The organism is Tenebrionibacter intestinalis, assembly GCF_016632365.1.
Lineage (GTDB): Bacteria > Pseudomonadota > Gammaproteobacteria > Enterobacterales > Enterobacteriaceae > Tenebrionibacter > Tenebrionibacter intestinalis.
The window spans coordinates 1-23,412 of sequence record NZ_JAEPBH010000014.1 but is presented as its reverse complement, the minus strand read 5'-3'; the positions used below and the strand labels follow the sequence as shown (position 1 = coordinate 23,412).

The following is a 23,412-nucleotide window of genomic DNA, read 5'->3' as shown; positions in this document are numbered from 1 at the left end:
GAGGGCGTTTATTTCAGATAAAATACGCTTTTTAGCTCGGTGCTGATCGGGCTGTTGTCCGGGTTGGACGGCATGATCTCGCGCATATGCCGCCACCAGCGCTGGCAGACTTCGGTTTGCGCTATGGCGTCCCAACGCGCCTGCGACTCAATTTCCACCGTCGCAAACAGCAGATGGCGGCTGGCGTCAAGGTAGATGGCGTAATGATGCGCGCCGTGCTCTTTTAGCACAGCTTCCAGTTCCGGCCAGATGGGGTTGTGGCGGCGCTGATACTCTTCGTGCGCATCCGGGTTAACCTGCATAACAAACGCTTTTCTAATCACAGCGCCTCCAGATACAGAGCGCGTACCTCGTCGCGGCTGGCGGCGCGAGGATTACAGGTAGCGCAGGGGTCCGCAAGCGCGTTATCCAGCCAGCCTTCGATATCGTCTGCGGTGATGCCTAACTGGCTGAAGCCAGACGGGATGCCAACCTGTTCAGAAAGCCGACGGATGGCGTTGATGGCCTCGCGGCTTGCCTGTTCTTCGCTCATGCCGGCGATATTTACCCCCATCGCCTGTGCAACGCGGGCAAAGCGCGATATCGCCTGTGGGCGGTTAAAGTTTTCCACGACCGGCAGCAGAATGGCGTTGCATACGCCGTGCGGCAGGTTGTGCGTGGCGCCCGGCTGGTGAGCCAGCGCGTGTACCAACCCCAGCCCGGCGCTATTGAACGCCATACCCGCCAGATACTGACCGTTGGCCATCATTTCCCGCGCCTGTATGTTATCGCCGTCGGCCACCGCCTGCGGCAGCCATGTATTGATAAGGCGGATAGCCTCCAGCGCGCTGGCGTCGGTCAGCGGGTGCGCGCCGCGTGAAACATAGGCCTCAATGGCATGCGTCAGCGCGTCCATGCCGGTGGCAGCGGTAACGTCAGCGGGAATTTTCATCATTACGCTTACGTCGTCTACGGCAATATCAGGAATGATATTGGTATCAATGATGACCTCTTTAACACGGCGCTGGCTGTCGATAATGACCGCGTTACTGGTCATTTCCGCGGCGGTTCCGGCGGTTGTGTTAATCGCTACCAGCGGCACGCCGGGGCGCTTTACATTGCCAACGCCGGCACAGGCGATAGAGGGCGCCGGGTTAGCGGTGAGGATCCTGATAGCTTTGGCGGTGTCGATAGGGCTGCCGCCGCCAAAGGCAATCAGATAGTCGCACTGTGCTTGCTGATAGGCCTGATAGCCGCTCTGGACCAGGCTTTCTGTTGGGTTAGGAAAGACGCCGTCAAACAGATGCCATGCCATACCGTGCGCTTTAAGCGCGCTAAACAGGCTGTCAAGCAGGCCCAGCTTCACCAACCGATCGTCGGTGACGATCAGGGCTTTGCCCCAGCGTTTATCGGCGACCATCTTCACCATATCGCCAATCGCCCCCGTGCCGTGGAGGCTGATTTTGGGTAATGCCAGCATAAAGCTCATTGGGTTCTCCTGGTGTTATGCCCTAAGCGTGGGCATAAAAAACATTAAATTTATCATGGTATTAGCAATCAAGCGCGCTCTGGCGCGGTGTTACGCCAAACCGTTTGCTCAACGCTATTAGCTCTTCGCGGCTGATGGTGTGTTTCATACCGCCCATTGAGAGGACCTTCACCAAAATTTCAGCGGATTTTTCAGCGGTATCAATCAGGCCGAAGGCGTCGTCAAGGCTCGGCCCGCTGCCAAATACGCCGTGGAATGGCCACAGCACCAGCGAGTGCGAATCCATCTCTTTTGCCGTTGCTTCGCCGATTTCATCGGTACCTGGCACCATCCACGGCAGAATGCCGACGCCGTCCGGAAAAACGACCAGACACTCGGTGCTGCCTTCCCATAGCTTGCGGGTAATGATGTCGGGGTCGTTGTCCAGCACGTAGGTCAGGGCGATGAGGTTGGTGGCGTGGCAGTGCATAATCACGCGGTCTTTACCGCCGGTGGCGTGGATACGCGCGCAGTGTGACAGAAAGTGTGCGGGTAGCTCTGAAGTGGGCACCGCGTCGTGCTGAAGCCCCCATAAAATGTGATAGCCCGCGCCATCGTGGTCTAGCTGCACCACGCCCAGGTTGGCCGCTGGGTCGAGCTGCATATTGCGAAAGAACTTACCAGAACCGGTGACGATAAACGGCATATTCGCCAGCGCGGGCAGTGGCTGGCTCAGGGCGATGTAACGCGGGCGCGCGTGGAAGTCCGCCTGGTACGGCGCGATATCCGCAGCGTCCAGCCGCAGCGTCAGGTTGCCGCCGTTGCGTTCATCCCAGCCCTTTAGCCAGGCGTCGGTTGTGGCTTTGATCATGCCCTGCACAAACCAGGCGTTAATAATGCTCTGCATCGTGGTTATTCCTTTAGCCCGGCTTTGCCGGGCGCAGTTTATTGACAAAGAAGGAAAAAACGGGGGTTTTCCTTCTTTGTGGTAAGCAGGCGAAAATCAAAGCATTGATTTCCCCTATTTTTTATTGTGTTTCATCCCTCCTGTCTGCGACAGGAGGGGGTTTGTCAGCAGTCTCAGCCCGGCTTTGCCGGGAGGATTCTCTACCTCTGTGCCTGCACGGCAGAGGCTACGGTTGGTTAACGGCGCTGACTCAGTACGCGGTTCTCATAGGCCTGCACACTGTCAAGCCAGCCGCTGCCCGCCGGGGTGTCGTGGCGCTGGCAGTACATTTCCCATACCGCCTGCCACGGCAGGCATTTTTGTTCTTCAAGCAGCGCCAGGCGCGCGGTGTAGTTGCCGTCCCGCTCAAGCTGGCGCAGCTTTTCGGTCGGTTCCAGCAGGGCGCGCAGCAGTGCTTTTTTCATGTTGCGGGTGCCGATTACCCAGGCGGCGATGCGGTTAATGGAGGCGTCGAAGAAGTCGAGGCCGATATGTACGCGATCAAACAGGTTGTGGCGGATAATTTCGCTGGCGATGGCCTGGGTTTCATCATCAAGCAGCACGACGTGGTCGCTGTCCCAGCGTACCGGGCGGCTGACGTGCAGCAGCAGGCGCGGCACGTAAAGCATGGTGCTGGAAATCTTATCGGAGATAACCTCGGTTGGGTGGAAGTGCCCGGCGTCAAGGCACAGCGCGGTCTGGCGGCTGGTGGCATAGCCCATGTAGAACTCGTTAGAGCCGACGGTATAGCTCTCTGCGCCAATACCAAACAGCTTACTTTCCACCGCGTCAATGTGATGCGCCGGGTTGAGTTTTTCACTGATGATATCGTCGAGCGCCTCCATCAGGCGCTGACGCGGCGCGAAACGGTCAACGGTGATGTCCTTCATGCCGTCCGGTATCCAGATATTCATCACCGACGGGGTGCCGAGCTGCTCGCCGAAATACGCGGAGATTCGGCGGCTGGCCTTACAGTGGTTAATCCAGAACTGGCGGATAGTATCGTCGGCATGCGCGAGGGTAAACCCGTCGGCGCTCAGCGGGTGAGAGAAACAGGATGGGTTGAAATCCAGCCCCAGGCGGTTTGCCTTTGCCCATTCCACCCAGTTTTTAAAATGTTCAGGTTTAATCTGATCGCGATCGACATGCCCCTCGGCTTCCAGGTAGATGGCGTGCAGGTTCAGGCGCTTTGGGCCTGGAATCAGGCTTAGCGCCTGTTCCAGATCGGCGCGAAGCTCCGCGGCGTTGCGCGCTTTGCCCGGGTAGTTGCCGGTCGCCTGGATGCCTCCGGTAAGCTGCCCCTGCGGGTTTTCAAATCCGGCCACGTCATCGCCCTGCCAGCAGTGCATGGACACCGGCAGGCGATCGAGCTGGCTTAGCGCCTGTTCGACATCAACGCCTGTGGCGGCAAAACGTTCTTTAGCAAGGCGCCAGGCCTGTTCAAGTTGAGTGGTCATGCGCAAATCTCCCTGGTTAAACGTTGTGGCTGATACTGCGCGACATAGCGGGCAATGTCGCTTTCAGGTTGCGGGGTAAACGGCGTTAAAATATGGCTTTCTTCCACCACGCGGCGAAAGGCGTCCACATCGGGTATTTCGTCCAGCGCCATAAGCTGGCAGCCGATATTGCCAAGCGTGGAGGCCTCCACCGGCCCGGCCAGAACCGGTATGCCGCAGGCGTCGGCGCATAGCTGGTTCAAAAGCTGGTTCTGGCAGCCGCCGCCGACAATATGCAGGCGGTTGAACGGGCGAGCGCGTAGCGCGCTTAGCTCATCCAGCACTTTGGCATACAGCAGCGCCAGGCTGTCGAAGATGCAGCGCGCCAGTTCGGCATCGTTTTGCGGTTCCGGCTGACCGCTTTCACGGCAGGCGCGTCGGATCTCCAGACTCATGTCGTCCGGGTTAATAAAGCGATCGTCGTTGGGATTAATAACAAACCGGCAGGCCGGGATCTGACGGGTGCGGGCGATAAGATCGGGAAGATCGGTTATCGCCTGTTCCCGTACGATCCGCTGTAACAGCCACAGCCCCATAATATTTTTCAGCACCCGATAGCGCCCTTCCGCACCGCCCTCGTTAGTGATGTTGGCAGCCAGCGCGTTATCGTCGATAAAGGGCGTTTTGCTTTCAAACCCCATCAGCGACCAGGTGCCGGACGACAGATACGCGGCGTCGGCATCCGCCAGCGGCGCGGCAATCACCGCGCTGGCGGTATCGTGCGTGGCTACTGAAACCACCGGGATGCGGTGGCCTTCGCGGCAGATCCACTGGCCGATAACGTTGCCAGGGTGGGTGGGCGCGCCGAACCAGCCAGGGGGGATGCCCGCCCAGTTGAGTAACGTGTCGTCCCAGTTATCGGTATTGATATTAACCAACTGGGTAGTGGTGGCGTTGGTGTATTCCCAGTTGAGCGCGCCGGTAAGGCGGAAACAAAAGTAATCGGGGATCAGCAGCGCATGGGCCACGCGCTTAATCAGCGCAGGCTGCTGCTGGCTGAGCGCCCGTAGCTGATAGAGCGTGTTGAACGGCAGAAACTGAATGCCGGAGCGGCGATAGATATTTTCACGCCCGAGGCTTGCGATAGCCTGTGGCATGACGCCTTCGGTGCGGGCGTCGCGATAGGACACCGGCAGCCCGACGCGCTCGCCGTTTTCATCAATCAGCACAAAATCCACGCCCCAGGTATCAATGCCTATGCTGTCCGGGCGCACGTGTTCATCACAGACCTTTTGCAGGCCGTGGCGAATTTCGCTCTCCAGCGCGTCCACATCCCAGCAGTCGCTACCGTCCACCTGCCGCAGGCAGTTGGCGAAGCGGTGAATCTCCTTTAACGCAAGGCTACGTTTTTCTCTGTTATAGGTGGCCAACATAACGCGGCCGCTGGAAGCGCCCAGGTCTACGGCGACACAATGACGAACCGACATAACGTGTTCCTCTGCTACTTGTTGTCCGCCAGTGTAAAAAACGATGTATCGGACCACCTTCTTACTACTGACAGCGCGGCCAGGGCGCTGGCAAGGAAGCAAAGGTGAACGTGAGGTGGCTCACAATTTGCGGCGCTTGCGCGCCGCAGCCGACATAAAAGCCCGTTGCGCGACAGGCCCGGGGGTGTGACAGCTCGCGCATTTCGGCGTAAAGCCGCTGTCTTTCTTGAAAAACGTGCAGTTTTTGCGTCTCTGCGCGCCGAAATTTTAAGGTGAGAATAATGCGCGCTCACTACTATCGGGCAAAGTACAGCGGTGGAGAAATGACGATGACGGTATTGCATGGCGCTGATTTTTTTCCTTCCGGACGGGCGTCCGTTGCCATTGAGCCGCGCCTGCCTCAGGGTGAATTCCCGGAGCATCACCATGATTTTCATGAAATTATTATTGTTGAGCATGGCACCGGCACGCATATATTCAACGGTCAGCCCTATACGCTGAGCGGCGGTTCAGTCTGTTTTGTGCGCGACCACGACAGACATCTGTTCGAGCACACTGAGAACCTTTGCCTGACTAATGTGCTGTACCGTGCGCCGGACGCGTTCAGCTTTCTCTCAAGCCTCGATCGCCTGCTGCCGCAGGAGCATAACGGCCACTATCCGTCACACTGGCGCGTGGGGGCAGGTACGCTACAGCAGGTGCGGCAGTTAATTGAAAAATTTGAGGAAACTGTGGACGCCGACGACGCCCATGTGGTTGCCGGGCGTGAAATCCTGTTTATGCAACTGCTGGTATTGCTGCGCCAGGGAAGCCTGGCGCAGAACAGGGATGACGGCGATGTGCGGCTCAGCCATTTGCTGAACTGGCTGGAAGATCACTTTGCAGAAGAGATCTGTTGGGAAACGCTATCGGCAACGTTTTCGCTCTCGTTGCGCACGCTGCATCGCCAGCTTAAACAGCAAACCGGGCTGACGCCGCAGCGCTATCTCAACCGGCTGCGGCTGATGAGGGCGCGTCATTTGCTTCGCCATAGCGAAGAGAGCGTCACGGATATCGCGTTTCGCTGCGGTTTTGGCGACAGCAATCACTTTTCCACGTTGTTTAAGCGAGAATTTAACTGGTCGCCGCGGGAGGTACGCCAGGGGCGGGACACGCTGCTTCAGTAACGCGAAACGGGTCACCGTTTTTTGGCCGTGTTGCGCTGATAATATTCGACCCTGGTTTTTGAGGTATTCCGTGGCCGAACTTATCCTGCGTAAAACGGATTTATTCACGTGCGACGCCCAGTCTGTGGCAGTAGCCGACCGCTATCCTCAGCGTGTTTTCGCTGAGCATTCTCATGATTTTTGCGAGCTGGTGCTGGTGTGGCGCGGCAACGGGCTGCACGTGCTCAACGGGCGGCCCTATCGCGTTACGCGCGGCGATTTATTTTATATCCGCGCGGAAGACTGCCATAGCTACGCCTCGGTAAACGATCTGGTTTTACAAAATATTATTTGGTGCCCGGAGCGCCTGCGCCTGGGCGCGGACTGGAACGAAACGCTTCCTGCGCAGCCCGCCTGGCGGCTTGGCGGCGTAGGCATGACGCTGGCGCGGCAGATTATCAGCCAGCTTGAACAGGAGAGCGCCAGAGAAGACGCGCTCTCCGGTAAACTGGCCGAAGCGCTGTTTTTACAGCTATTGTTGACGCTACAGCGCCATCGCTATCAGCCCGATCGGGCGCAGGCGCAGGACGAAAGCGTGCTGGACAGGTTGATTGCCACGCTGGCGGCCAGCCTGAACCGGGCGTTCGACCTCGACGCGTTCTGTGCGCAGCACCAGTGCAGCGAGCGCTCCCTGCGTCAGCAGTTCCGTCAGCAAACCGGTATGAGCATCAATCACTATCTGCGCCAGCTACGCATTTGCCATGCGCAGTATCTGTTACAGCGCACCGGGTTATTGATTAGCGAAATCGCCATGCTTTGCGGGTTTGAAGACAGTAACTACTTTTCGGTGGTATTTACCCGGGAAACCGGCGTAACCCCAAGGCAGTGGCGTCAGCGCAGCGGTAGCGGCGCGGCAACCGAAGCGCCGGTTTAACGTAAAGCGCAGAAGGCGCTGCGCGCGCCTCGTAAAGCAAACGCGCGGGCGAATTCTTCACCGCCCGCGCGTGAGACATTATCCGTGCAGGCTTAGCGCGCCATCCCCAGCCCCACGATATTGGCAGCGATGATAATCACCACGCAGCCGATGCTCAGTACGCCGACCGGGCGACGACCCGCATTGTTCCATTCCCGCAGCACCAGGCCTACCAGGCCGCCGCACAGCACGTAGAAGCTCATGTGCAGCATCCAGCTTACGTAGTCGTACTGCGCCGGTATCCTGGCGTGGCCCCAGGCATAGAAGAAGAACTGTAGATACCACATCAGCCCGCCCAGCGCGGAGAGCAGCAGGTTGGTGATAATCAGCGGCCTGGCAATGGAGAAATCGGCCTTGATGGATAGCGATGGCACCTTCGCAAGGCGAATAAAGCAAAAACCGAGATTGATTAACGCGCCGCCGCCCATGATAACCACATAGCTTGGCAGCGCGGCGTATAGCGGATCGACGCCCAGCGCGGCGGCGGCGTCGTGCATAGGTTTGGCGGCGTCCATAGCAAAGGACATTCCCGCAGAGAAAACCCCGCACATCACCGCCAGCAACAGGCCTTTTTTCAGATTGAAATCTTCGGCCTTAATACCCATCTGGCGCTCTTTAAGTTGGCCTGCGCGGGTGACAATACCGACGCCCACCAGCGCCACCAGTACGCCGAGCAGCGTCAGGCGGCCGCCAGGCGTGCCGATCAGTACGTCGAATTTGCCGTTAAGAATAGGCGTCATCAGCGTACCGACGATAAGCGTAATGCCTATGGCGATACCGATGCCCATTGACATCCCCAGGTAGCGCATGGTCAGCCCATAGTTGATATTGCCGACTCCCCACATTGCGCCAAACAGAAATACCGGCAGCAGCGTGGAAGCGCTGAAGGCGCCGTAATAGCCCCAAAAATCAGGCAACAGCGCGAAGCTGATAAGCCACGGCAGCACCAGCCAGGACACGATGCCGCCGACCGACCACATGGTTTCCCATGACCAGTTTTTGACTTTTTTGAACGGGGCATAAAAGCAGGCGGCGCTGGCAGCGCCGATCAGATGCCAGAGAATCCCCATTGTAATTGCGTCACTCATTGTTTTAATCCCCCTGTTGCGGGCCAGGCGTCGTGCGCGCTGCCCAATTGCAGGAGTCTAAAAAGAGGCGCAGAGGATAACCTTTGAACGGCTGCCGCGTTAAGCAGGGGGCTGGCAAAATGTGCGGGAATCCACGGATTACGCTCACATTTTTACTAACAATAGGGCAATCTATCGCTGTGGCACGGATAAACATTTTCAATATCTTTTAACTAACTATAATAAACCGACTGCTCACGCGGCGTTAACAACTTTGCCGCCCGACAATATGGGAGATAAATTTATGAGCTATACACTGCCGTCTCTGCCTTATGCTTACGATGCGCTGGAACCTCACTTCGACAAGCAGACGATGGAAATCCATCACACCAAACATCATCAGACCTACGTGAATAACGCGAACGCGGCGCTGGAAAGCCTGCCGGAGCTGGCGAACCTGCCGGTAGAGGAGCTTATTACGAAACTGGATCAGGTGCCTGCCGATAAGAAAACCGTGCTGCGCAATAACGCAGGCGGCCATGCAAACCACAGCCTGTTCTGGAAGGGCCTGAAAAAAGGCACGACGCTTCAGGGCGATCTGAAAGCCGCGATTGAGCGTGATTTTGGCAGCGTGGAAAAATTTAAAGAAGAGTTTGAAAAAGCGGCCGCGACCCGCTTTGGCTCCGGCTGGGCGTGGCTGGTATTAAAAGACGGAAAACTGGCCGTGACGTCTACTGCAAACCAGGACAGCCCGCTGATGGGTGAAGCGGTTGCCGGCGCTTCCGGTTACCCGATTCTGGGCTTGGACGTGTGGGAGCACGCGTACTATCTCAAATTCCAGAACCGCCGTCCGGACTACATCAAAGAGTTCTGGAACGTGGTGAACTGGGACGAAGCCGCAGCGCGTTTTGCCGCTAAAAAATAATTCGCCGTCAGGAATAAGCGCGGGCCGGAAGGTTCGCTGAGACGATTGTCAGATGCCGATACGCGCGGCTTCGGCACGCAATGTCACGAAATAAACAGGGAAAATCAAGGTATTGATTTTCGGCTGATAGCGAAAAAGGGGGCGAAACCACGTTTTTGGCCTCTTTGGCGACAATCTGAGCGGGCCGACAGGCTCGCTTTTTTTATCCCCGCAATGAGAGGAGCGGCAGATGCATTATCCGGTTCAGGTTTTTGTCGGTAAGGTGCGTGACTATCCGGGCAGTCGGCCAAGCGCTATTGAGAAATTCCAGGTGGATGGCGAGCTGAAGCTGACCTCGACCGGGCTTCAGGGCGACAGCCAGGCGGAGAAAGTTATCCACGGCGGCGTTGATCGCGCGCTGTGTCACTATCCGCGCGAGCACTACGCCGCCTGGCGGCAGGCGTTCCCTGAGCAGGCGGATTTTTTTATTGCGCCGGGTTTCGGGGAGAATCTTTCTACTGAAGGCATGACCGAGCGCAGCGTGTACATTGGCGATATCTATCGCTGGGGCCACGCCCTGATTCAGGTGACGCAGCCGCGTTCGCCGTGTTACAAGCTTAATTTCCATTCCGGCGTCGGTGATTTAACGCAGCGGATGCAGGAAAATGGCCGGGTGGGCTGGCTGTATCGGGTCATTGCGGGCGGCGCAGTCAGCGCCGACGAGCCGCTGGCGCTGGTTTCGCGCCTGAGCGACGTCAGCGTGTACGACGCGGCGGCCATCGCCTGGCATTTGCCCTTTGACGATGAGCAGTATCACCGCCTGCTGAGTGCGGCGGGCCTGTCTGCAGGCTGGACGAAAACCCTGCAAAAGCGGCGCATCAGCGGCAAAATTGAAAGTTTTACCCGCCGGTTATTTGGTTGATCGCTTTTGCAAATTACGCCAGCTTGCCTTTTTCGCTCACTTCACCCACTATCACCTCAATTTTCTACATTTTTGAGGTGAAGCATGAAAGTGACCCGCCCGCCTGCGCTTGATATATCAGTAATTACCGATGATCTGGTCAATGAATATCTGATTGGCTACAGGCTTAAGGGGACGTCATACTTTCATTATGACCAGCTTCGACACCGTATTACGCCGCCGGAAAAGCTGGATAAACTGTGGGAGTACCTGAAGCTTGCGCGCTTGCTTTCTGCGTCCTGGCTTTCGGCGAAAGTCTGGAACGAGGCAATGCAGCAACTGGTGCCGCCTTTTGTTAATAACACAGCGACAATACAAAAATCCTGCTCCACGGTTGACAGGCTGGCCTCGTCTGCGGCGGAAAAGGAGCGATATGAGCGTTTTGACGGCGCGGAATATCTGATGGACGAGCTGCGGGCGGCGGAATCTATTGCCTCCAGCCAGCTTGAGGGCGCGGCGACAACGAGCCGTGTCGCGCTTGAAATGATTAAAGTGGGCCGCCAGCCCCGTGATGAAAGCGAACTGATGATAATGGGAAATTATCGTCTGATGCAGTATGTGTCGCAGCGTGGTTTAAAAAAGTTCGATATCAATGAAATACTTGCGCTGCACCGTATGGCCGTTGAAGGTATCGATGATACAAAATATACGCCCGGCGTGCTGCGCCAGGAGGAAGATGACGTTGCGGTTGTCGATCATGAAGGGAGCGTTGTTCACGCGCCGCCGCCGGCGAATGTGCTGCCAGAGGCGCTGGCGCACTTGTGTGAATTTATCAACTTGCCTCATGAAACGGCAAACGATGAAAACTACCTGCATCCACTGGTAAAAGCGTGCATCCTGCATTTTTTCATTGGCTATTTGCATCCGTTCAGGGATGGCAACGGCCGCACCGCCAGAGCGCTGTTTTACTGGTATATGCTTAAGTGCGGTTATACCGCGTTTCGCTATATTTCCATCAGCAAGCTGCTTAAGAATGCGCCATCGCAGTACGTAAGGGCCTATCTTTATACCGAAACGGATGATATGGACCTGACCTACTTTGTGAATTATCAGTGCGAGATAGTCAGCCGCGCGGTGCGGGAATATATTGATTATATTCAGCAGATTATTGAGACACGCGCCCGGCTTAAGCAATGGTTGTATGAATCGGGTATATATGCGGATCTGAATGGCCGCCAGCGCGATCTGGCGGCAATCGCAATCCACCAGCCTGGGGTGCTGTTTACGGCGGCTGAAATCAGCAAGCGGATGAAGGTGTCAGAAAACACCGCGCGCGATGACCTGAAAAAGCTGACGGCGCTGGGGCTGTTAAGGCGCGTAAAGGAAGGGAAAGGCAACGTTTACCTCTCCCCGAAGAGCCTGCGTGAGATGAAGCGCTGGAGCCACCGTACGGATTCGCCTCGCTCAACCCAGGACTGGTAGCCTCAGAATGTTGCGTGGGCGTAGCCGGTCATCACTTTCAGACCCATTTCCCGGCCCAGCGCGGTCATGGGGTGAACCACTATCAGGCCGCGCACGCTTTTCTTTAACTTGCCCATATCCGCCTGTTCTTTTTTCGTAATCGCCCGGCTAAACGGCATCTTCATCAGCTTCTGCGCTTCTTTGCTCAGTTTTTCGCCGCGCACTTCGTGCAGGCGGGCAATTTCGGTCTCCAGCGAGGCTTTTTCTTTTTCCAGCTCTGCGTACTTGTCGGCCTGTTCAACCAGCGATAACGACGCCATCTGATGGCGCACGGCGTCCAGACGGTCGCTCAGGCGTTTAATTTCGTTTTTTTCGATCTCTTTCATGATAATTCGCGATAGTTACCCGACAGGGCGGCAAGGATACACCAGAGTGTAGCCAAAAAGGGAAAACGATTATTTGCGGAAGGCTTTTTTTAAGCCGATTCGGGCGAGCAGTTCGGTCAGCGAAAGCACCAGAGTGGAACGAACGATCTGTTGGTAGCGCTGAATCTGCATTGCGGCCAGTTTGGGATCGTCGTCGGGCGAAGGCGCGGGCGGGAGCGCGCTAACGCAGTGCAGTTCGCTGAAAGGCCCGAGTATTTCATCATCAATGAAGGTATAGTCGCTGCCGTCGTGATTCAGCTCTTCGCGTAGCGCCATCAGCAGCTCGCAGTCTTCGTATTCCGCGCGGCTAATCACACCCAGCCCGTAAACCAGCTTCAGACGCACTGAGAGTTCGCCGAGCGGGCCATTGCCGTCGAGCAGCGGTTCAACGGCGTATTTAACGGCGTAATCGTCCTTGCGAAACACTTGCATAACCAGATTATTGACCGCTTCTGTTAACAGCTCTACTGCGGCGATAAGCAGGCTCCTGACGTTTTTGCCGGCGTTCAGGCGTTCCAGCACGCGGTTTTCAAAGGCCTGTGTTTCTTCCATTTGCGCCTGCATATCTGATAAAGGTTAACCGGGGCGCGGTACGCGCCGCGCCCCGCGGCGTTATGCCTGCGTATTGTAAGCGTTCACGACTTCTGTGACGACACTGCTGTTGGCGTCCAGGCCTGAAATTTGCGCCAGCGCGTCGCGCGGCCCTTTTTCTGCCAGCAGTTGCATCAGTTGCTGCGCCTGGGCGTCTTCCTGGCTTTGGTAGCGCAGCCCGGCCGCGATACCTTTAACCAGGCCGGCGTGGGGCAGGCCATACTCCAGCGTGCCGAGCAGCGGTTTGATGAGCCGGTCGCCGGCGCTGAGTTTACGCAGCGGCTGGCGACCTACGCGCTCAACGTCATCTTTCAGATAAGGGTTTTCAAATCGGCCCAGGATTTTTTGAATGTAAGCCGCATGGCTGGCGGCATCAAAGCCGTAGCGGCGGATGAGCACTTCGCCGCTCTCCTCCATTGCGCTTTGAACGACGGCGCGTACGTTTTTATCAAGAATGGCCTCGCAAATGGTCTGATGTCCCGCCTGCTGCCCAAGCCAGGCCGTAATGGCATGGCCGGTGTTCAGCGTGAAGAGCTTACGCTCTACAAACGCCATCAGATTGTCGGTTGGCTCCATGCCGGGAATGGGCGGCAGCGCGCCTTTAAACTGGGTTTTATCAACAATCCACTCGCTGAACGTTTCCACCGTCACGGCCAGCGGATCGTCGTCGGCGCGAGCGGACGGCGGCACGATGCGATCAACGGCGGAATCGACAAAGCCGACGTGCGCCTCGACCCAGGTTTTATCCTCCTCGCCGAGGGCTTTCAGCACACAGGCTTTAAGCTCAGAGGTGCCGCGCACCATATTTTCACAAGCGATGATGTTCAGCGGCCTGTCGTTGCCCGCGGCGCGGCGCTTGATAAGGCCTTTGGCGATAGCGGGCGCGATGCGCTCCAGCACCACCGGGCCGACGGCGGTAGTTATCAGGTCAACGTCGGCAATCAGGTCGATGACCGCGTCCCCGGCGCTGCTGACGGCGTTTACGCCGCTTACGGTATCGACCTGTTCCTGCTCGCCCACAACGTGAACCTGGTAGCTGTGACGTGCGTTCAGCGCATCCAGTACGGCCTGGTTAACATCGGCAAACGTGAGTGAAATACCGGCATCAGCCAGCAGTTTGCCGATAAAGCCGCGTCCGATATTTCCTGCGCCAAAATGCAATGCTTTCATATTCTGAACCTTCTTAAATTAACTGACCCTGAAAGGGTTTGGGTAAGATTCCCTTACCCAAACCCTCTTTCTTGCGGGAGAGGTTAAGATGTCGCGGCCTGACGTAAAGCGCGCGTCAGGCCGCCGTTATTTCGCTCAGCGGTAAAAATGATAAGCCGACTGAACTTGCCCCACGGAGAAATTATTTATCTGTGGGCGTCTTTATTTATGGCCTGCCAGTATCGCCAGCACATCCTCCACGTGGGTAGTACCGGCAAGACGCTCAATAACCGTTTCATCGTCCAGCGCGTTGGTCAGGCTGGTGATAACCTGAATGTGCTCGTTATTGCGAGCGGCAATACCGATAACCAGCCGGGCGATATCGTCTTCATTGTCGCCGAAGCGCACGCCTTGCGGGTACTGGCAGAACACAACGCCGGTTTTCAGCACGCGATCTTTTGCTGCCACCGTACCGTGCGGCACGGCGATGGACTCGCCCAGATAGGTGGGGGTCAGTTTTTCGCGCTCAAGCATTGCGTCTACGTATTGCGGTTCAACGTAGCCGCCTTTTACTAGTTGTTCGCCTGCAAAGCGAATCGCTTCTTCTTTGTGGGCGGCGCGGCAGCCCAGGAAGACGTTTTCTGCGCTAAGGCGGAACAGGCTCTGGCCGGCGCTATCGTCGCTGTCTTTCGGACCGGAGCGCGCTTTCTTCTCATTGTCGGTGTGGCGTTGCGCGGCAACCAGGCGTTCTGTCAGGTTGCTGTAGAGGCCGCTGTCGAGGAAGTTGGTGAGCGAAATATGCTGCGCCTGCGGCGCCTGGCGCATGGCGCGCTCCGTCAGATCGCGGTGGGTAATCACAATGTCTACGTCGCCTGGCAGGCTGTTAATCGCGCTGTTGGCGACAGAAATTTGGCTCAGGCCCGCATCCTGCACTTTCTTGCGCAACACGCCTGCGCCCATCGCGCTGGAGCCCATGCCTGCGTCGCAGGCTACGATAATTTTACGCACGTGGCTCAGGTCGCTGGCGGCTTCGCCAGTCGCGGCGCCTTTGGAGGCGGCTTTCATGTCCTGCATGCGGCGGGTTGCGGCCTCAATATCATCCTCTTCTTTCACTTTGCTGGTTTTCAGCAAAACGGCAGCCGCCACGAACGAGACCGCTGTTGCGACAACAATCGCTGCGATGTTGGCGAAGTATGCGCCTTTGGGCGTCATTGCCAGCACTGCGAGTATGGAACCTGGAGACGCCGGGGAGACCAGGCCGCCGCCCAGTACGTTCAGGGTAAACACGCCGCTCATGCCGCCCAGGATAACAGCGATTATCAAACGCGGGTTCATCAGTACATACGGGAAGTAGATTTCATGAATACCGCCCAGGAAGTGGATAATTGCGGCCCCCCCCGCAGACTGTTTGGCGCTGCCGCGGCCAAAGAAAATATAGGCCAGCAGCACGCCCATACCCGGGCCTGGATTGGCTTCAATCAGGAAGAAGATAGACTTGCCGATGTCATGAGATTGCTGAATCCCCAGCGGCGAGAAGATTCCGTGGTTAATGGCGTTGTTGAGAAACAGGATCTTCGCGGGTTCAACGAAAATAGACGCCAGCGGCAACATATCGTGCGCCACCATGAAGTTAACGCCTGCGGCCAGCAGCTTTGAGAGCACTTCAACGGCCGGGCCGATGCCCAGAAACGCCAGAATCGCCAGAAGCATACCGATGATGCCGGCGGAGAAGTTGTTCACCAGCATTTCGAAGCCAGATTTAATCTTGCCGTCAACGGCCGCGTCGAACTTCTTAATGCAGTAGCCGCCCAACGGGCCTGCAATCATGGAGCCGAGAAACATCGGCATATCCGCACCGACGATAACGCCCATTGTGGTAATTGCGCCCACTACGCCGCCGCGCTCGCCGCCCACCAGCCGACCGCCGGTGTAGCCAATAAGCAGCGGCAGAAGATAAGTGATCATCGGGCTAACCAGCTTCGCCAGTGTTTCGTCAGGCCACCATCCGGTAGGGATAAAAAGTGCGGTGATGATACCCCAGGCGATAAAAGCGCCAATATTCGGCATCACCATATTGCTGAGAAAGCGACCAAAGCTTTGCACTTTGATCCTGATATCGGATGACATAAAACACCCCTTTTTATGTTTGTGCGCCGGAAATCGCCGGTTGGTAATTGTTTATGAAGCGGCGAAGTCCGCCGTTCTGGTATTCCGTGACGCGAAATCTGGCACTGAATCGGGCGTCTGTCCAGACAGGGTGAAATAATGTGATTTTAATCACTAAATTTCAGGGTGTGGATGGGGTAATTACGTGATGTTAATCACAATTTAAGGACAGATAAAAAAGGGAGTGGAGCAAAAACCGCCAAAAATGAGGTTTATTTGTGAGTTTTATCACAATTTAAAGCGTCATAAATGTGTTCTAAATGTGATCTCTATCACCCGTGGGCGGCGCGAATGTTTACCTCTGTGATCGGGATCGCCTGTCTCACTGTAGCCGTTTTTCGTCACAGGCGACATTCCGTCAGGGTACGCCATACTGAACAGGACATATTCTGTTGGCTAAAAAAGGTACGGCGCTATGAAACTTATCGGCAGTTATACCAGTCCCTATGTGCGCAAAATTTCAGTAATGCTGCTGGAGAAAGGCATTGCTTTTGAGTTTGTGAACGCAACGCCGTGGGAAGCGGGCAGCCAGGTATCGGAGCATAATCCGTTGGGTAAGGTGCCTGTTCTGATAGCGGATGATGGCCAGGCCTGGTTTGATTCGCCAGTTATTGCGCAGTATCTCGAACTGTTAGGCATCGCGCCCGCGCTGCTGGCGCGTGAACCGGCGGCGGCGCTGTGGGAGCGGCAAATAGAAGCCGCGGCGGACGGCATTCTCGATGCCGCCGTATTGCTGGTGCGTGAGCGTCTGCGCCCGGCCCCGCAGCAGTCGGAGGATTTTCTGCTGCGCCAGCGCGACAAAATTTCGCGCGGCCTCGACTGGCTGGAGCAAAACCTTAATGACCAGCGTATTGCGTTCGATCCCCCGCGCCTGGGCGCTATCGCCGTAGGAAGTGCTATCGGCTACCTCAATTTTCGCCGCGTGGTGCCGGGCTGGTGCGCTACCCGTCCGCTGCTGGTGCGTATGGCCGGGCAATTGTTCCAGCGTGAAAGCTTCGCCCGCACGGAACCGCCTGCTTCATGACCTTGCGCTATGACAGCGGGCGTTCGCCCCTGTTAAACTGTGCCTTTGTTATTCACAACGATGCATTTCCATGAGCCAGAACGCGTTATTCAGCCAGCTTCCCGCCACCGATAAACTGTTGCGCAGGGAGGCTTTCGCCGCACTGCTTACTGAGTATGGTCATACCCGCCTGGTGGAAACCCTGCGCCTGATGCAGGACGAGGCGCGAGCTGAAATCCGCGCGCGCCAGCGCCTGCCGGCATGGTGCTGCGACTGGGCGCAGGCCGTGCGCACGCGTCTGGCCCGCGCTGACGCCGGTGCGCTGCGCCCGGTATTTAACCTTACCGGCACCGTGCTGCACACCAACCTTGGGCGCGCCGTACAGGCTGAGGCTGCAATCGCGGCCGTTACGCAGGCCATGCGCGCGCCGGTCACGCTGGAATACGACCTTGACGGCGCCGGGCGCGGCCATCGCGATCGCGCGATGGCGGATTTGCTGTGCGAACTGACCGGGGCGGAAGACGCCTGTATCGTTAATAACAATGCGGCGGCGGTGCTGCTGATGTTGGCGGCCTGCGCGGACGGCGGTGAAGTGGTGGTATCACGCGGCGAGCTGGTGGAAATCGGCGGCGCGTTTCGTATTCCTGACGTTATGCGTCAGGCGGGCTGCCAGTTGCGTGAAGTAGGCACGACCAATCGCACCCACCTTAACGATTATCGCACGGCGTTGAACGAGCGTACGGCGCTGTTGATGAAAGTCCATACCAGCAATTATTACATTGAAGGCTTTACCAAAGCGGTGGACGAAGCCGAACTGGCGGCGCTTGGCGATGCCTCAGGCGTGCCGGTAGTGACGGATCTCGGCAGTGGTTCGCTGGTGGATCTGACGCAGTATGGCTTGCCCGCAGAACCGATGCCGCAGCGCCTGATTGCCGCCGGCGTTAGCCTGGTGAGCTTCTCCGGCGACAAGCTGCTGGGCGGCCCGCAGGCCGGGATCATCGTTGGCAAAAAAGCAATGATTGCGCGTTTACAATCGCACCCGCTCAAGCGCGCGCTGCGCGCCGATAAAATGACGCTTGCCGCGCTGGAGGCCACGCTGCGGCTCTATAAGCATCCGGAAAAACTGCGTGAAAGCCTCCCGACGCTGCGTTTTTTAACGCGCCCGGCGCAGGAGATAGCCGCGCTGGGTCAGCGCCTGCTTGCGCCGCTTGCGCCGCGTTTTCCGGCATTTACGCTGCGGGTAGAGCCTTGCCTGTCGCAGATTGGCAGCGGTTCGCTGCCGGTTGACAGGCTGCCTGGCGCGGCGCTGACGTTTACTCCGCTTGAGGCCCGAAGCGGCGGCGCGCTCGAAGCGCTTTCCCGCGAGCTGCGCGAGCTGCCGCGCCCGGTAATAGGGCGCATATCCGATGGCCGCCTGTGGCTGGATCTGCGCTGTCTGGAGGATGAAACAGGTTTACTGGAGATGTTGCTCAAATGATTATTGCCACTGCCGGGCACGTTGACCACGGTAAAACGACGCTGCTGGAAGCGATAACCGGCGTCAACGCCGATCGCCTGCCGGAAGAAAAAACGCGCGGCATGACCATTGATTTGGGATATGCCTACTGGCCGCAGCCTGACGGGCGGGTTATCGGCTTTATTGACGTGCCGGGGCATGAAAAATTTCTTGCGAATATGCTGGCAGGCGTCGGCGGTATCGATCGCGCGCTGCTGGTGGTCGCTTGCGATGACGGCGTGATGGCGCAAACCCGCGAACACCTGGCGATTCTCACGCTTACCGGGCGCCCGGCGCTGACTGTTGCGCTCACCAAAGCCGATCGTGTGAGCGATGCGCGCGTGGCGCAGGTGCGTGACGAGGTGTTGCAAACCGTCAGGAAGATGGGGTGGCCTGACGCCGCGCTGTTTGTCACCGCCGCAACTCAGGGGCTGGGTATTGCGGCGCTGGCGGGGCATCTGAGCGAACTGACAGAGCGCCCGCAACGTACCGATAAACGCTTTCGCCTTGCGATTGATCGCGCATTTACCGTAAAAGGGGCGGGGTTGGTGGTGACCGGCACCGCGTTAACGGGCGAAGTGGCCACAGGCGATACGCTGTGGCTGACGGGCGTGGATAAACCGATGCGCGTGCGTGGCTTGCATGCGCAAAATCAGCCGGCGCAGCACGCCCATGCCGGGCAGCGTATTGCGTTGAATATCGCCGGCGATGCGCAAAAAGCGCAAATACAGCGCGGCGACTGGCTGCTGGCCGTACGCCCGCCCGAGCCGGTTTCGCGCGTCATTGTGCAGCTTGATGCTCATGTACCGCTTGCGCAGTGGCAACCGCTGCATCTGCATCACGCCGCGCGACATATCACAGGGCGAGTCTCTTTGCTGGAAAACGATCTTGCCGAGCTGGCGCTTGATACGCCGCTGTGGCTGGCGGACGACGACAGGCTGGTGCTGCGCGATATCAGCGCGCGCCAGACGCTGGCCGGCGCGCGGGTACTGCTGCTCGACCCGCCGCGCCGCGGTAAGCGCCGCCGTCCGTTTCTGGACTGGGTAAGCGAACTCAGGCAGGCCGGCGAAGATGAGCAGGCGTTTAATGCCTGGTTGCGGCGCGGCGCGGTGTCGCTTACGGCGTTTGCCTGGGCGCGTCAGCTTGCGCAGCCGGGGTTGGATAAGCTCCTGCAGCAACCCGGTCTGCTGCGCGCGGGGGATTATGCGCTTAGCCCGGCGGTTGCGGCAGGCTGGCAGCAGTCGCTGTTGAAAACGCTGGCGACGTACCATGAACAGCATGACGATCAGCCAGGGCCGGGCCGCGAGCGGCTGCGGCGTATGGCGCTGCCCGCTGAAAACGAGGCGCTGGTGCTGGAGCTTATTGAACGTCTGTGCCAGGAGGGCGTGCTGGAGAGCCGCCAGGGCTGGTTACGGCTTCCCGGGCATGAACCGGGTTTTTCCGGCGAGCAGCAGGCGCTCTGGCAACGGGTGGAAGCGCTGTTTGGCGACGATCCCTGGTGGGTGCGCGATCTGGCGAACGAAACCGGGCTGGATGAACAAAAGATGCGGCAGTTTTTGCGCCTGGCGGCGCGCATGGGGCTGATTATCGCGATTGTGAAAGACAGATATTACCGGCGCGAACGTATTCTCGACTTTGCCGGGCTAATCCGCAGGCTGGATCGGGAAGGGGGCGCGACTTGCGCTGCGGATTTTCGCGATCGGCTCGGCGTGGGCCGCAAGCTGGCGATTCAAATCCTCGAATACTTTAACCGTATTGGTTATACCCGGCGGCGCGGCAACGAACACCTGCTGCGCGATGGCAGGTTGTTTAACGTCGATTGAGTTTGCCCGTAAGCCGGGCGTATGCGTTTGGCGCGGGCGCCGTAAAGTGCGCCGCCGCGCCGACGCCGGCGGTTTAAGCCGCCTGTTATGTCGCCTCGCGCCAGGCGCGCTCGATCTCTTGCGCGAGAATTTTCACTCCTGCGTCAATTTTTTCCGGCTCTGGTACATAGTTCATGCGCATACACTGTTGCGTATGCGGCCAGGGATGCGCCAGGCCCGGGAAGAAGTGATTGCCCGGCACCATCAGCACGCCGCGCGCTTTCAGGCGTTGATACAGCGCTTCAGCGGTAATGGGCAAATCTTTAAACCACAGCCAGAGGAAGATAGCGCCTTCGGGTTTGTGGATAAGGCAGCGCTCTGCGGGCAGATAGCGGCGAATGGTCGCTATCGTCTCCTGAACGCGCTGCTGATAGAACGGCTTAATAACGGTTTCCGACAGGCGCAGGATGTCTTTACGCTTGATCATTTCACAGGCGATCGCCGGGCCTGTGCCGCCGGGCGCAAGGCTGATAATGCCATTCATGTTGCTAATGGCGGTAATAATATCCTCGCGCGCGATGATAATGCCGCAGCGGCTGCCCGGCAGGCCCAGTTTTGACAGGCTCATGCACAGAATAATGTTTGGGTTCCACAGGGCGCGGGCGTTACTGAAGATAATGCCCGGAAACGGCAGGCCGTAGGCATTATCAATTACCAGCGGAATGTCGTGCTGCTTCGCCAGTTTATCCAGTTTGTGCAGTTCATCGTCGGTAATGACATTACCGGTAGGGTTTGTCGGGCGAGAAACACAGATCATGCCGGTATCTTCGCCGATATTCAGATTTGCGAAGTCAACGTAATATTTAAACTGCCCGTCGGGCAGCAGTTCAATATTCGGACGCGTGGAAACGAATAAATCGTCATCCAGGCCGGCATCGGCATAGCCAATGTATTCAGGCGCCAGCGGAAACAGCACTTTTTTGCGGCTGCCGTCGGCCATGCGCCCGGCGAACAGATTAAAAAGGTAGAAAAATGCGCTCTGGCTGCCGTTAGTCAGTGCAATATTCTGTGGTTTAACCTCCCAGCCCAGCGTTTCGCACAGCATACCCGCCAGGGCCTCCAGAAGGTCGTTTTTACCCTGCGGGCCGTCGTAATTACACAGCGCGTCAGTAACTTTTCCGCTGGCCAGCATCTCTGTGAGCAGCCCCTGGAAATACGCTTGCATTGCCGGAATGGTGGCCGGGTTGCCGCCGCCGAGCATAATCGCGCCTGGGGTGCGCAGGCCGTCGTTAAGATCCTCCATCAGGCGCGTAATGCCTGAATGGCGGGTAAATTTTTCGCCGAAAAGTGAAAACGTCATAGCGGTGAATCTGTCTGAGAAGAGTAAATAAGACATTCACCATAACCCTGCAGCCAGTATGGTGCAAACCGGGTTTCGCCGGCTTTTTCGTAATTTTATTCTGTGATCTGGCGAAATGTTTAGCATTTTATTCCGGGTTTGGCTGTGGCGCATGGGACTGTGCGGCTATTCGCGTCTGGAGTAACGAAACGCCGCATAATTGGCCATTGTGTACTACAGTGGAGGGGTGGAAATGGTATACGACTGTGTTTTATGGATTTTGTAGAGGAGCAGCACGGTCGGTCAAAAATGAGCGATAAGGGTCGCGTACCCTGCGCCCACTTTGCAGCCTGAAGTTGGCAGGCCGGACACCGGAGCGGGGCGTGGGCGGACGCGCCCTGTACGCTACGTTGAGTCAGGACATTACCCGTCAATAACGTTGTTAAGCGGCAAAGAGGAGCATTGCATTGCAGTTCAGGAAAAAATGCTGATTCCCTGGCGTTTTAGTGCATAACCGGTTGATTTTTTTGGTTTTAAAGTCCGCGATTTGCGCTTTATAAATGCCTTGATTTCGCAATCAGGCTTTTCCCTGGCTGTAAAATTTGCTTATTTTTGATACTATTTACGCACCATGTGTTGTTTTATGGTTTCACTGCGTTTGCCGTACAGCAGCGCATTCAACCAGGAGAGATAATGATATCAATACGCTACCGATTACTCGGGGCTATGGTACTCATGTCGCTTACGCTGGGTTTCTCAGGAGAGGTTCTGGCAAAGAAGCACGCGACAGAAAAGACGAGTCATACGCCTCATCAGAGTCACAGTAAATTGTTGGCAGCCAGTAAAAAAGAGTATTCTCGCAATAGTGTAAGCCGTTCACTTCCTGATTTGCGACAATACCCTTCCGGGCCGAAAAGGAAAAAAGCGTTTCTTCGGACTTTAATGCCTTATATTACAAAGCAAAATGCGGCTATTACCGCAGATCGTAACTGGTTAATCTCAAAACAGTACGAGGGGCGCTGGGCGCCTTCGGAAAAGGCGCGTTTACAGGCTCTGGCTAAGAATTACAAAGTGTCCTGGAACGGCAACACCCGTCAGATACCGTGGAAAGCGTTGCTTGAGCGCGTGGACATTATTCCAAACAGCATGGTGGCGACTATGGCGGCGGCGGAAAGCGGCTGGGGTACTTCGAAGCTGGCGCGCGCTAATACCAATCTGTTTGGTATGAAATGTTCGCGCAAGAGCTGTAACAGTGAACCGGGAAAAGTTAAGGGCTATCTTCATTTCTCCTCGGTAAACGAGTCGGTAAGCGCCTACGTCAACAACCTCAATACCCACCCGGCGTATAAATCGTTTCGTGCTTCCCGCGCTCAGTTGCGCAAGGCGGATCGGGAGCTGACGGCAATGAATATGATTCATAAGCTGAAGGGATACTCGACCAGAGGCAGCAGCTATAACAGTTTCCTGATAACCATGTATCAGAGTAATCAACATCTGTTGACGGCTGCGAACTAAGCGTCCAGCGTGTTAATACGAATACCGGGCAGCGCGCTGCCCGGTATTTTACAGGCCAACTCCCCGCCTTTTTTGCTTTCCTTTCCCGGTACCCGCTCAGGGAACAAGCCCCACTCTGGCCCTGAGGAATCCCCAGTAATGGGCGGGTGAAAAAAGACAG

20 protein-coding genes are annotated in these 23,412 nt (G+C 57.1%); 9 read left to right on the top strand and 11 right to left on the bottom strand.

All coding sequences use genetic code 11. The annotated features are described in order from the left end of the window. Positions 1-8: 8 nt before the first annotated feature. From rhaM to rhaB, 5 genes are all read right to left on the bottom strand, one after another. Positions 9-323 carry an L-rhamnose mutarotase gene (rhaM, locus tag JJB97_RS06855; RefSeq protein ID WP_238713284.1) on the bottom strand — a complete coding sequence of 105 codons (315 nt, stop codon included), beginning with the start codon at positions 321-323 and terminating at the stop codon, positions 9-11. Further along, entirely contained in the window at positions 320-1,468 is a 1,149-nt protein-coding gene (gene fucO, locus JJB97_RS06850; RefSeq protein ID WP_238713283.1) for a lactaldehyde reductase, read from the bottom strand. Before fucO ends, rhaM begins: the two co-directional genes overlap by 4 nt. Positions 1,469-1,529: 61 nt before the next feature. Further along, a complete protein-coding gene (rhaD, locus tag JJB97_RS06845; RefSeq protein WP_238713282.1) occupies positions 1,530-2,354 on the bottom strand; it encodes a rhamnulose-1-phosphate aldolase in 825 nt (274 codons plus the stop codon). Between the two features lie 236 nt (positions 2,355-2,590). Beyond that, on the bottom strand, positions 2,591-3,850 hold the full coding sequence (locus JJB97_RS06840) for an L-rhamnose isomerase (protein ID WP_238713281.1): 1,260 nt from the start codon (positions 3,848-3,850) through the stop codon (positions 2,591-2,593). Next, a complete protein-coding gene (gene rhaB, locus JJB97_RS06835; RefSeq protein ID WP_238713280.1) occupies positions 3,847-5,316 on the bottom strand; it encodes a rhamnulokinase in 1,470 nt (489 codons plus the stop codon). The genes JJB97_RS06840 and rhaB overlap by 4 nt, the downstream gene beginning before the upstream one ends. Before the next feature lie 329 nt (positions 5,317-5,645). On the opposite strand from rhaB, the gene rhaS reads away from it, so the two are divergent. Continuing rightward, positions 5,646-6,482, top strand: coding sequence for an HTH-type transcriptional activator RhaS (gene rhaS, locus JJB97_RS06830; protein ID WP_238713333.1), 837 nt, complete (start codon positions 5,646-5,648; stop codon positions 6,480-6,482). A gap of 70 nt (positions 6,483-6,552) precedes the next feature. After that, positions 6,553-7,395 (top strand): HTH-type transcriptional activator RhaR, encoded by an 843-nt coding sequence (rhaR, locus tag JJB97_RS06825; RefSeq protein WP_238713279.1) that lies wholly within the window; start codon positions 6,553-6,555, stop codon positions 7,393-7,395. 92 nt (positions 7,396-7,487) lie between these two features. On the opposite strand, the gene rhaT is transcribed toward rhaR, so the two are convergent. Next, positions 7,488-8,522, bottom strand: a complete 1,035-nt coding sequence (gene rhaT, locus JJB97_RS06820; RefSeq protein ID WP_238713278.1) for an L-rhamnose/proton symporter RhaT — start codon at positions 8,520-8,522, stop codon at positions 7,488-7,490. A gap of 283 nt (positions 8,523-8,805) precedes the next feature. Here rhaT and sodA point away from each other — a divergent pair, with 283 nt between their 5' ends. The 3 genes from sodA (at position 8,806) to JJB97_RS06805 (ending at position 11,788) form a co-directional block, all read left to right on the top strand. After that, positions 8,806-9,426, top strand: a complete 621-nt coding sequence (gene sodA, locus JJB97_RS06815; RefSeq protein WP_238713277.1) for a superoxide dismutase [Mn] — start codon at positions 8,806-8,808, stop codon at positions 9,424-9,426. Positions 9,427-9,655: 229 nt separating this feature from the next. Next, a complete protein-coding gene (yiiM, locus tag JJB97_RS06810; protein ID WP_238713276.1) occupies positions 9,656-10,327 on the top strand; it encodes a 6-hydroxyaminopurine reductase in 672 nt (223 codons plus the stop codon). A gap of 84 nt (positions 10,328-10,411) precedes the next feature. Then, a complete protein-coding gene (locus JJB97_RS06805; protein ID WP_238713275.1) occupies positions 10,412-11,788 on the top strand; it encodes a Fic family protein in 1,377 nt (458 codons plus the stop codon). Positions 11,789-11,790: 2 nt separating this feature from the next. On the opposite strand, the gene JJB97_RS06800 is transcribed toward JJB97_RS06805, so the two are convergent. From JJB97_RS06800 to JJB97_RS06785, 4 genes are all read right to left on the bottom strand, one after another. Beyond that, on the bottom strand, positions 11,791-12,153 hold the full coding sequence (locus tag JJB97_RS06800) for a YibL family ribosome-associated protein (protein WP_238713274.1): 363 nt from the start codon (positions 12,151-12,153) through the stop codon (positions 11,791-11,793). A gap of 69 nt (positions 12,154-12,222) precedes the next feature. Then, complete coding sequence (gene mtlR, locus JJB97_RS06795; protein ID WP_238713273.1) at positions 12,223-12,756, bottom strand: mannitol operon repressor MtlR; 534 nt, start codon at positions 12,754-12,756, stop codon at positions 12,223-12,225. A 48-nt stretch (positions 12,757-12,804) separates the two neighbouring features. Then, a complete protein-coding gene (mtlD, locus tag JJB97_RS06790) occupies positions 12,805-13,953 on the bottom strand; it encodes a mannitol-1-phosphate 5-dehydrogenase (RefSeq protein ID WP_238713272.1) in 1,149 nt (382 codons plus the stop codon). A 201-nt stretch (positions 13,954-14,154) separates the two neighbouring features. Beyond that, positions 14,155-16,059: a PTS mannitol transporter subunit IICBA gene (locus JJB97_RS06785; RefSeq protein ID WP_238713271.1), complete on the bottom strand. Its 1,905-nt coding sequence runs from the start codon at positions 16,057-16,059 to the stop codon at positions 14,155-14,157. 454 nt (positions 16,060-16,513) lie between these two features. Between JJB97_RS06785 and JJB97_RS06780 the strand changes: the two genes are divergently transcribed. The 3 genes from JJB97_RS06780 (at position 16,514) to selB (ending at position 20,419) form a co-directional block, all read left to right on the top strand. Then, on the top strand, positions 16,514-17,122 hold the full coding sequence (locus JJB97_RS06780; RefSeq protein WP_238713270.1) for a glutathione S-transferase: 609 nt from the start codon (positions 16,514-16,516) through the stop codon (positions 17,120-17,122). 70 nt (positions 17,123-17,192) lie between these two features. Then, complete coding sequence (selA, locus tag JJB97_RS06775; protein WP_238713269.1) at positions 17,193-18,578, top strand: L-seryl-tRNA(Sec) selenium transferase; 1,386 nt, start codon at positions 17,193-17,195, stop codon at positions 18,576-18,578. Continuing rightward, entirely contained in the window at positions 18,575-20,419 is a 1,845-nt protein-coding gene (gene selB, locus JJB97_RS06770; protein WP_238713268.1) for a selenocysteine-specific translation elongation factor, read from the top strand. Before selA ends, selB begins: the two co-directional genes overlap by 4 nt. An 85-nt stretch (positions 20,420-20,504) precedes the next feature. Here the strand turns inward: selB and avtA are convergent, their stop codons facing one another. Further along, entirely contained in the window at positions 20,505-21,758 is a 1,254-nt protein-coding gene (avtA, locus tag JJB97_RS06765) for a valine--pyruvate transaminase (protein WP_238713331.1), read from the bottom strand. A 672-nt stretch (positions 21,759-22,430) separates the two neighbouring features. Here avtA and JJB97_RS06760 point away from each other — a divergent pair. Then, on the top strand, positions 22,431-23,252 hold the full coding sequence (locus JJB97_RS06760) for a protein bax (protein ID WP_238713267.1): 822 nt from the start codon (positions 22,431-22,433) through the stop codon (positions 23,250-23,252). Positions 23,253-23,412: the final 160 nt, after the last annotated feature.

What these genes read in the sequence shown, in the direction of transcription:
- rhaT (WP_238713278.1), bottom strand. Translation starts at nt 8,522, where the DNA reads ATGAGTGACGCAATTACAATGGGGATTCTCTGGCATCTGATCGGCGCT.
- rhaD (WP_238713282.1), bottom strand. Translation starts at nt 2,354, where the DNA reads ATGCAGAGCATTATTAACGCCTGGTTTGTGCAGGGCATGATCAAAGCC.
- JJB97_RS06800 (WP_238713274.1), bottom strand. Translation starts at nt 12,153, where the DNA reads ATGAAAGAGATCGAAAAAAACGAAATTAAACGCCTGAGCGACCGTCTG.
- rhaB (WP_238713280.1), bottom strand. Translation starts at nt 5,316, where the DNA reads ATGTCGGTTCGTCATTGTGTCGCCGTAGACCTGGGCGCTTCCAGCGGC.
- sodA (WP_238713277.1), top strand. Translation starts at nt 8,806, where the DNA reads ATGAGCTATACACTGCCGTCTCTGCCTTATGCTTACGATGCGCTGGAA.
- JJB97_RS06805 (WP_238713275.1), top strand. Translation starts at nt 10,412, where the DNA reads ATGAAAGTGACCCGCCCGCCTGCGCTTGATATATCAGTAATTACCGAT.
- JJB97_RS06785 (WP_238713271.1), bottom strand. Translation starts at nt 16,059, where the DNA reads ATGTCATCCGATATCAGGATCAAAGTGCAAAGCTTTGGTCGCTTTCTC.
- mtlR (WP_238713273.1), bottom strand. Translation starts at nt 12,756, where the DNA reads ATGCAGGCGCAAATGGAAGAAACACAGGCCTTTGAAAACCGCGTGCTG.
- fucO (WP_238713283.1), bottom strand. Translation starts at nt 1,468, where the DNA reads ATGAGCTTTATGCTGGCATTACCCAAAATCAGCCTCCACGGCACGGGG.
- avtA (WP_238713331.1), bottom strand. Translation starts at nt 21,758, where the DNA reads ATGACGTTTTCACTTTTCGGCGAAAAATTTACCCGCCATTCAGGCATT.
- JJB97_RS06760 (WP_238713267.1), top strand. Translation starts at nt 22,431, where the DNA reads ATGATATCAATACGCTACCGATTACTCGGGGCTATGGTACTCATGTCG.
- JJB97_RS06780 (WP_238713270.1), top strand. Translation starts at nt 16,514, where the DNA reads ATGAAACTTATCGGCAGTTATACCAGTCCCTATGTGCGCAAAATTTCA.
- mtlD (WP_238713272.1), bottom strand. Translation starts at nt 13,953, where the DNA reads ATGAAAGCATTGCATTTTGGCGCAGGAAATATCGGACGCGGCTTTATC.
- rhaS (WP_238713333.1), top strand. Translation starts at nt 5,646, where the DNA reads ATGACGGTATTGCATGGCGCTGATTTTTTTCCTTCCGGACGGGCGTCC.
- yiiM (WP_238713276.1), top strand. Translation starts at nt 9,656, where the DNA reads ATGCATTATCCGGTTCAGGTTTTTGTCGGTAAGGTGCGTGACTATCCG.
- JJB97_RS06840 (WP_238713281.1), bottom strand. Translation starts at nt 3,850, where the DNA reads ATGACCACTCAACTTGAACAGGCCTGGCGCCTTGCTAAAGAACGTTTT.
- selB (WP_238713268.1), top strand. Translation starts at nt 18,575, where the DNA reads ATGATTATTGCCACTGCCGGGCACGTTGACCACGGTAAAACGACGCTG.
- selA (WP_238713269.1), top strand. Translation starts at nt 17,193, where the DNA reads ATGAGCCAGAACGCGTTATTCAGCCAGCTTCCCGCCACCGATAAACTG.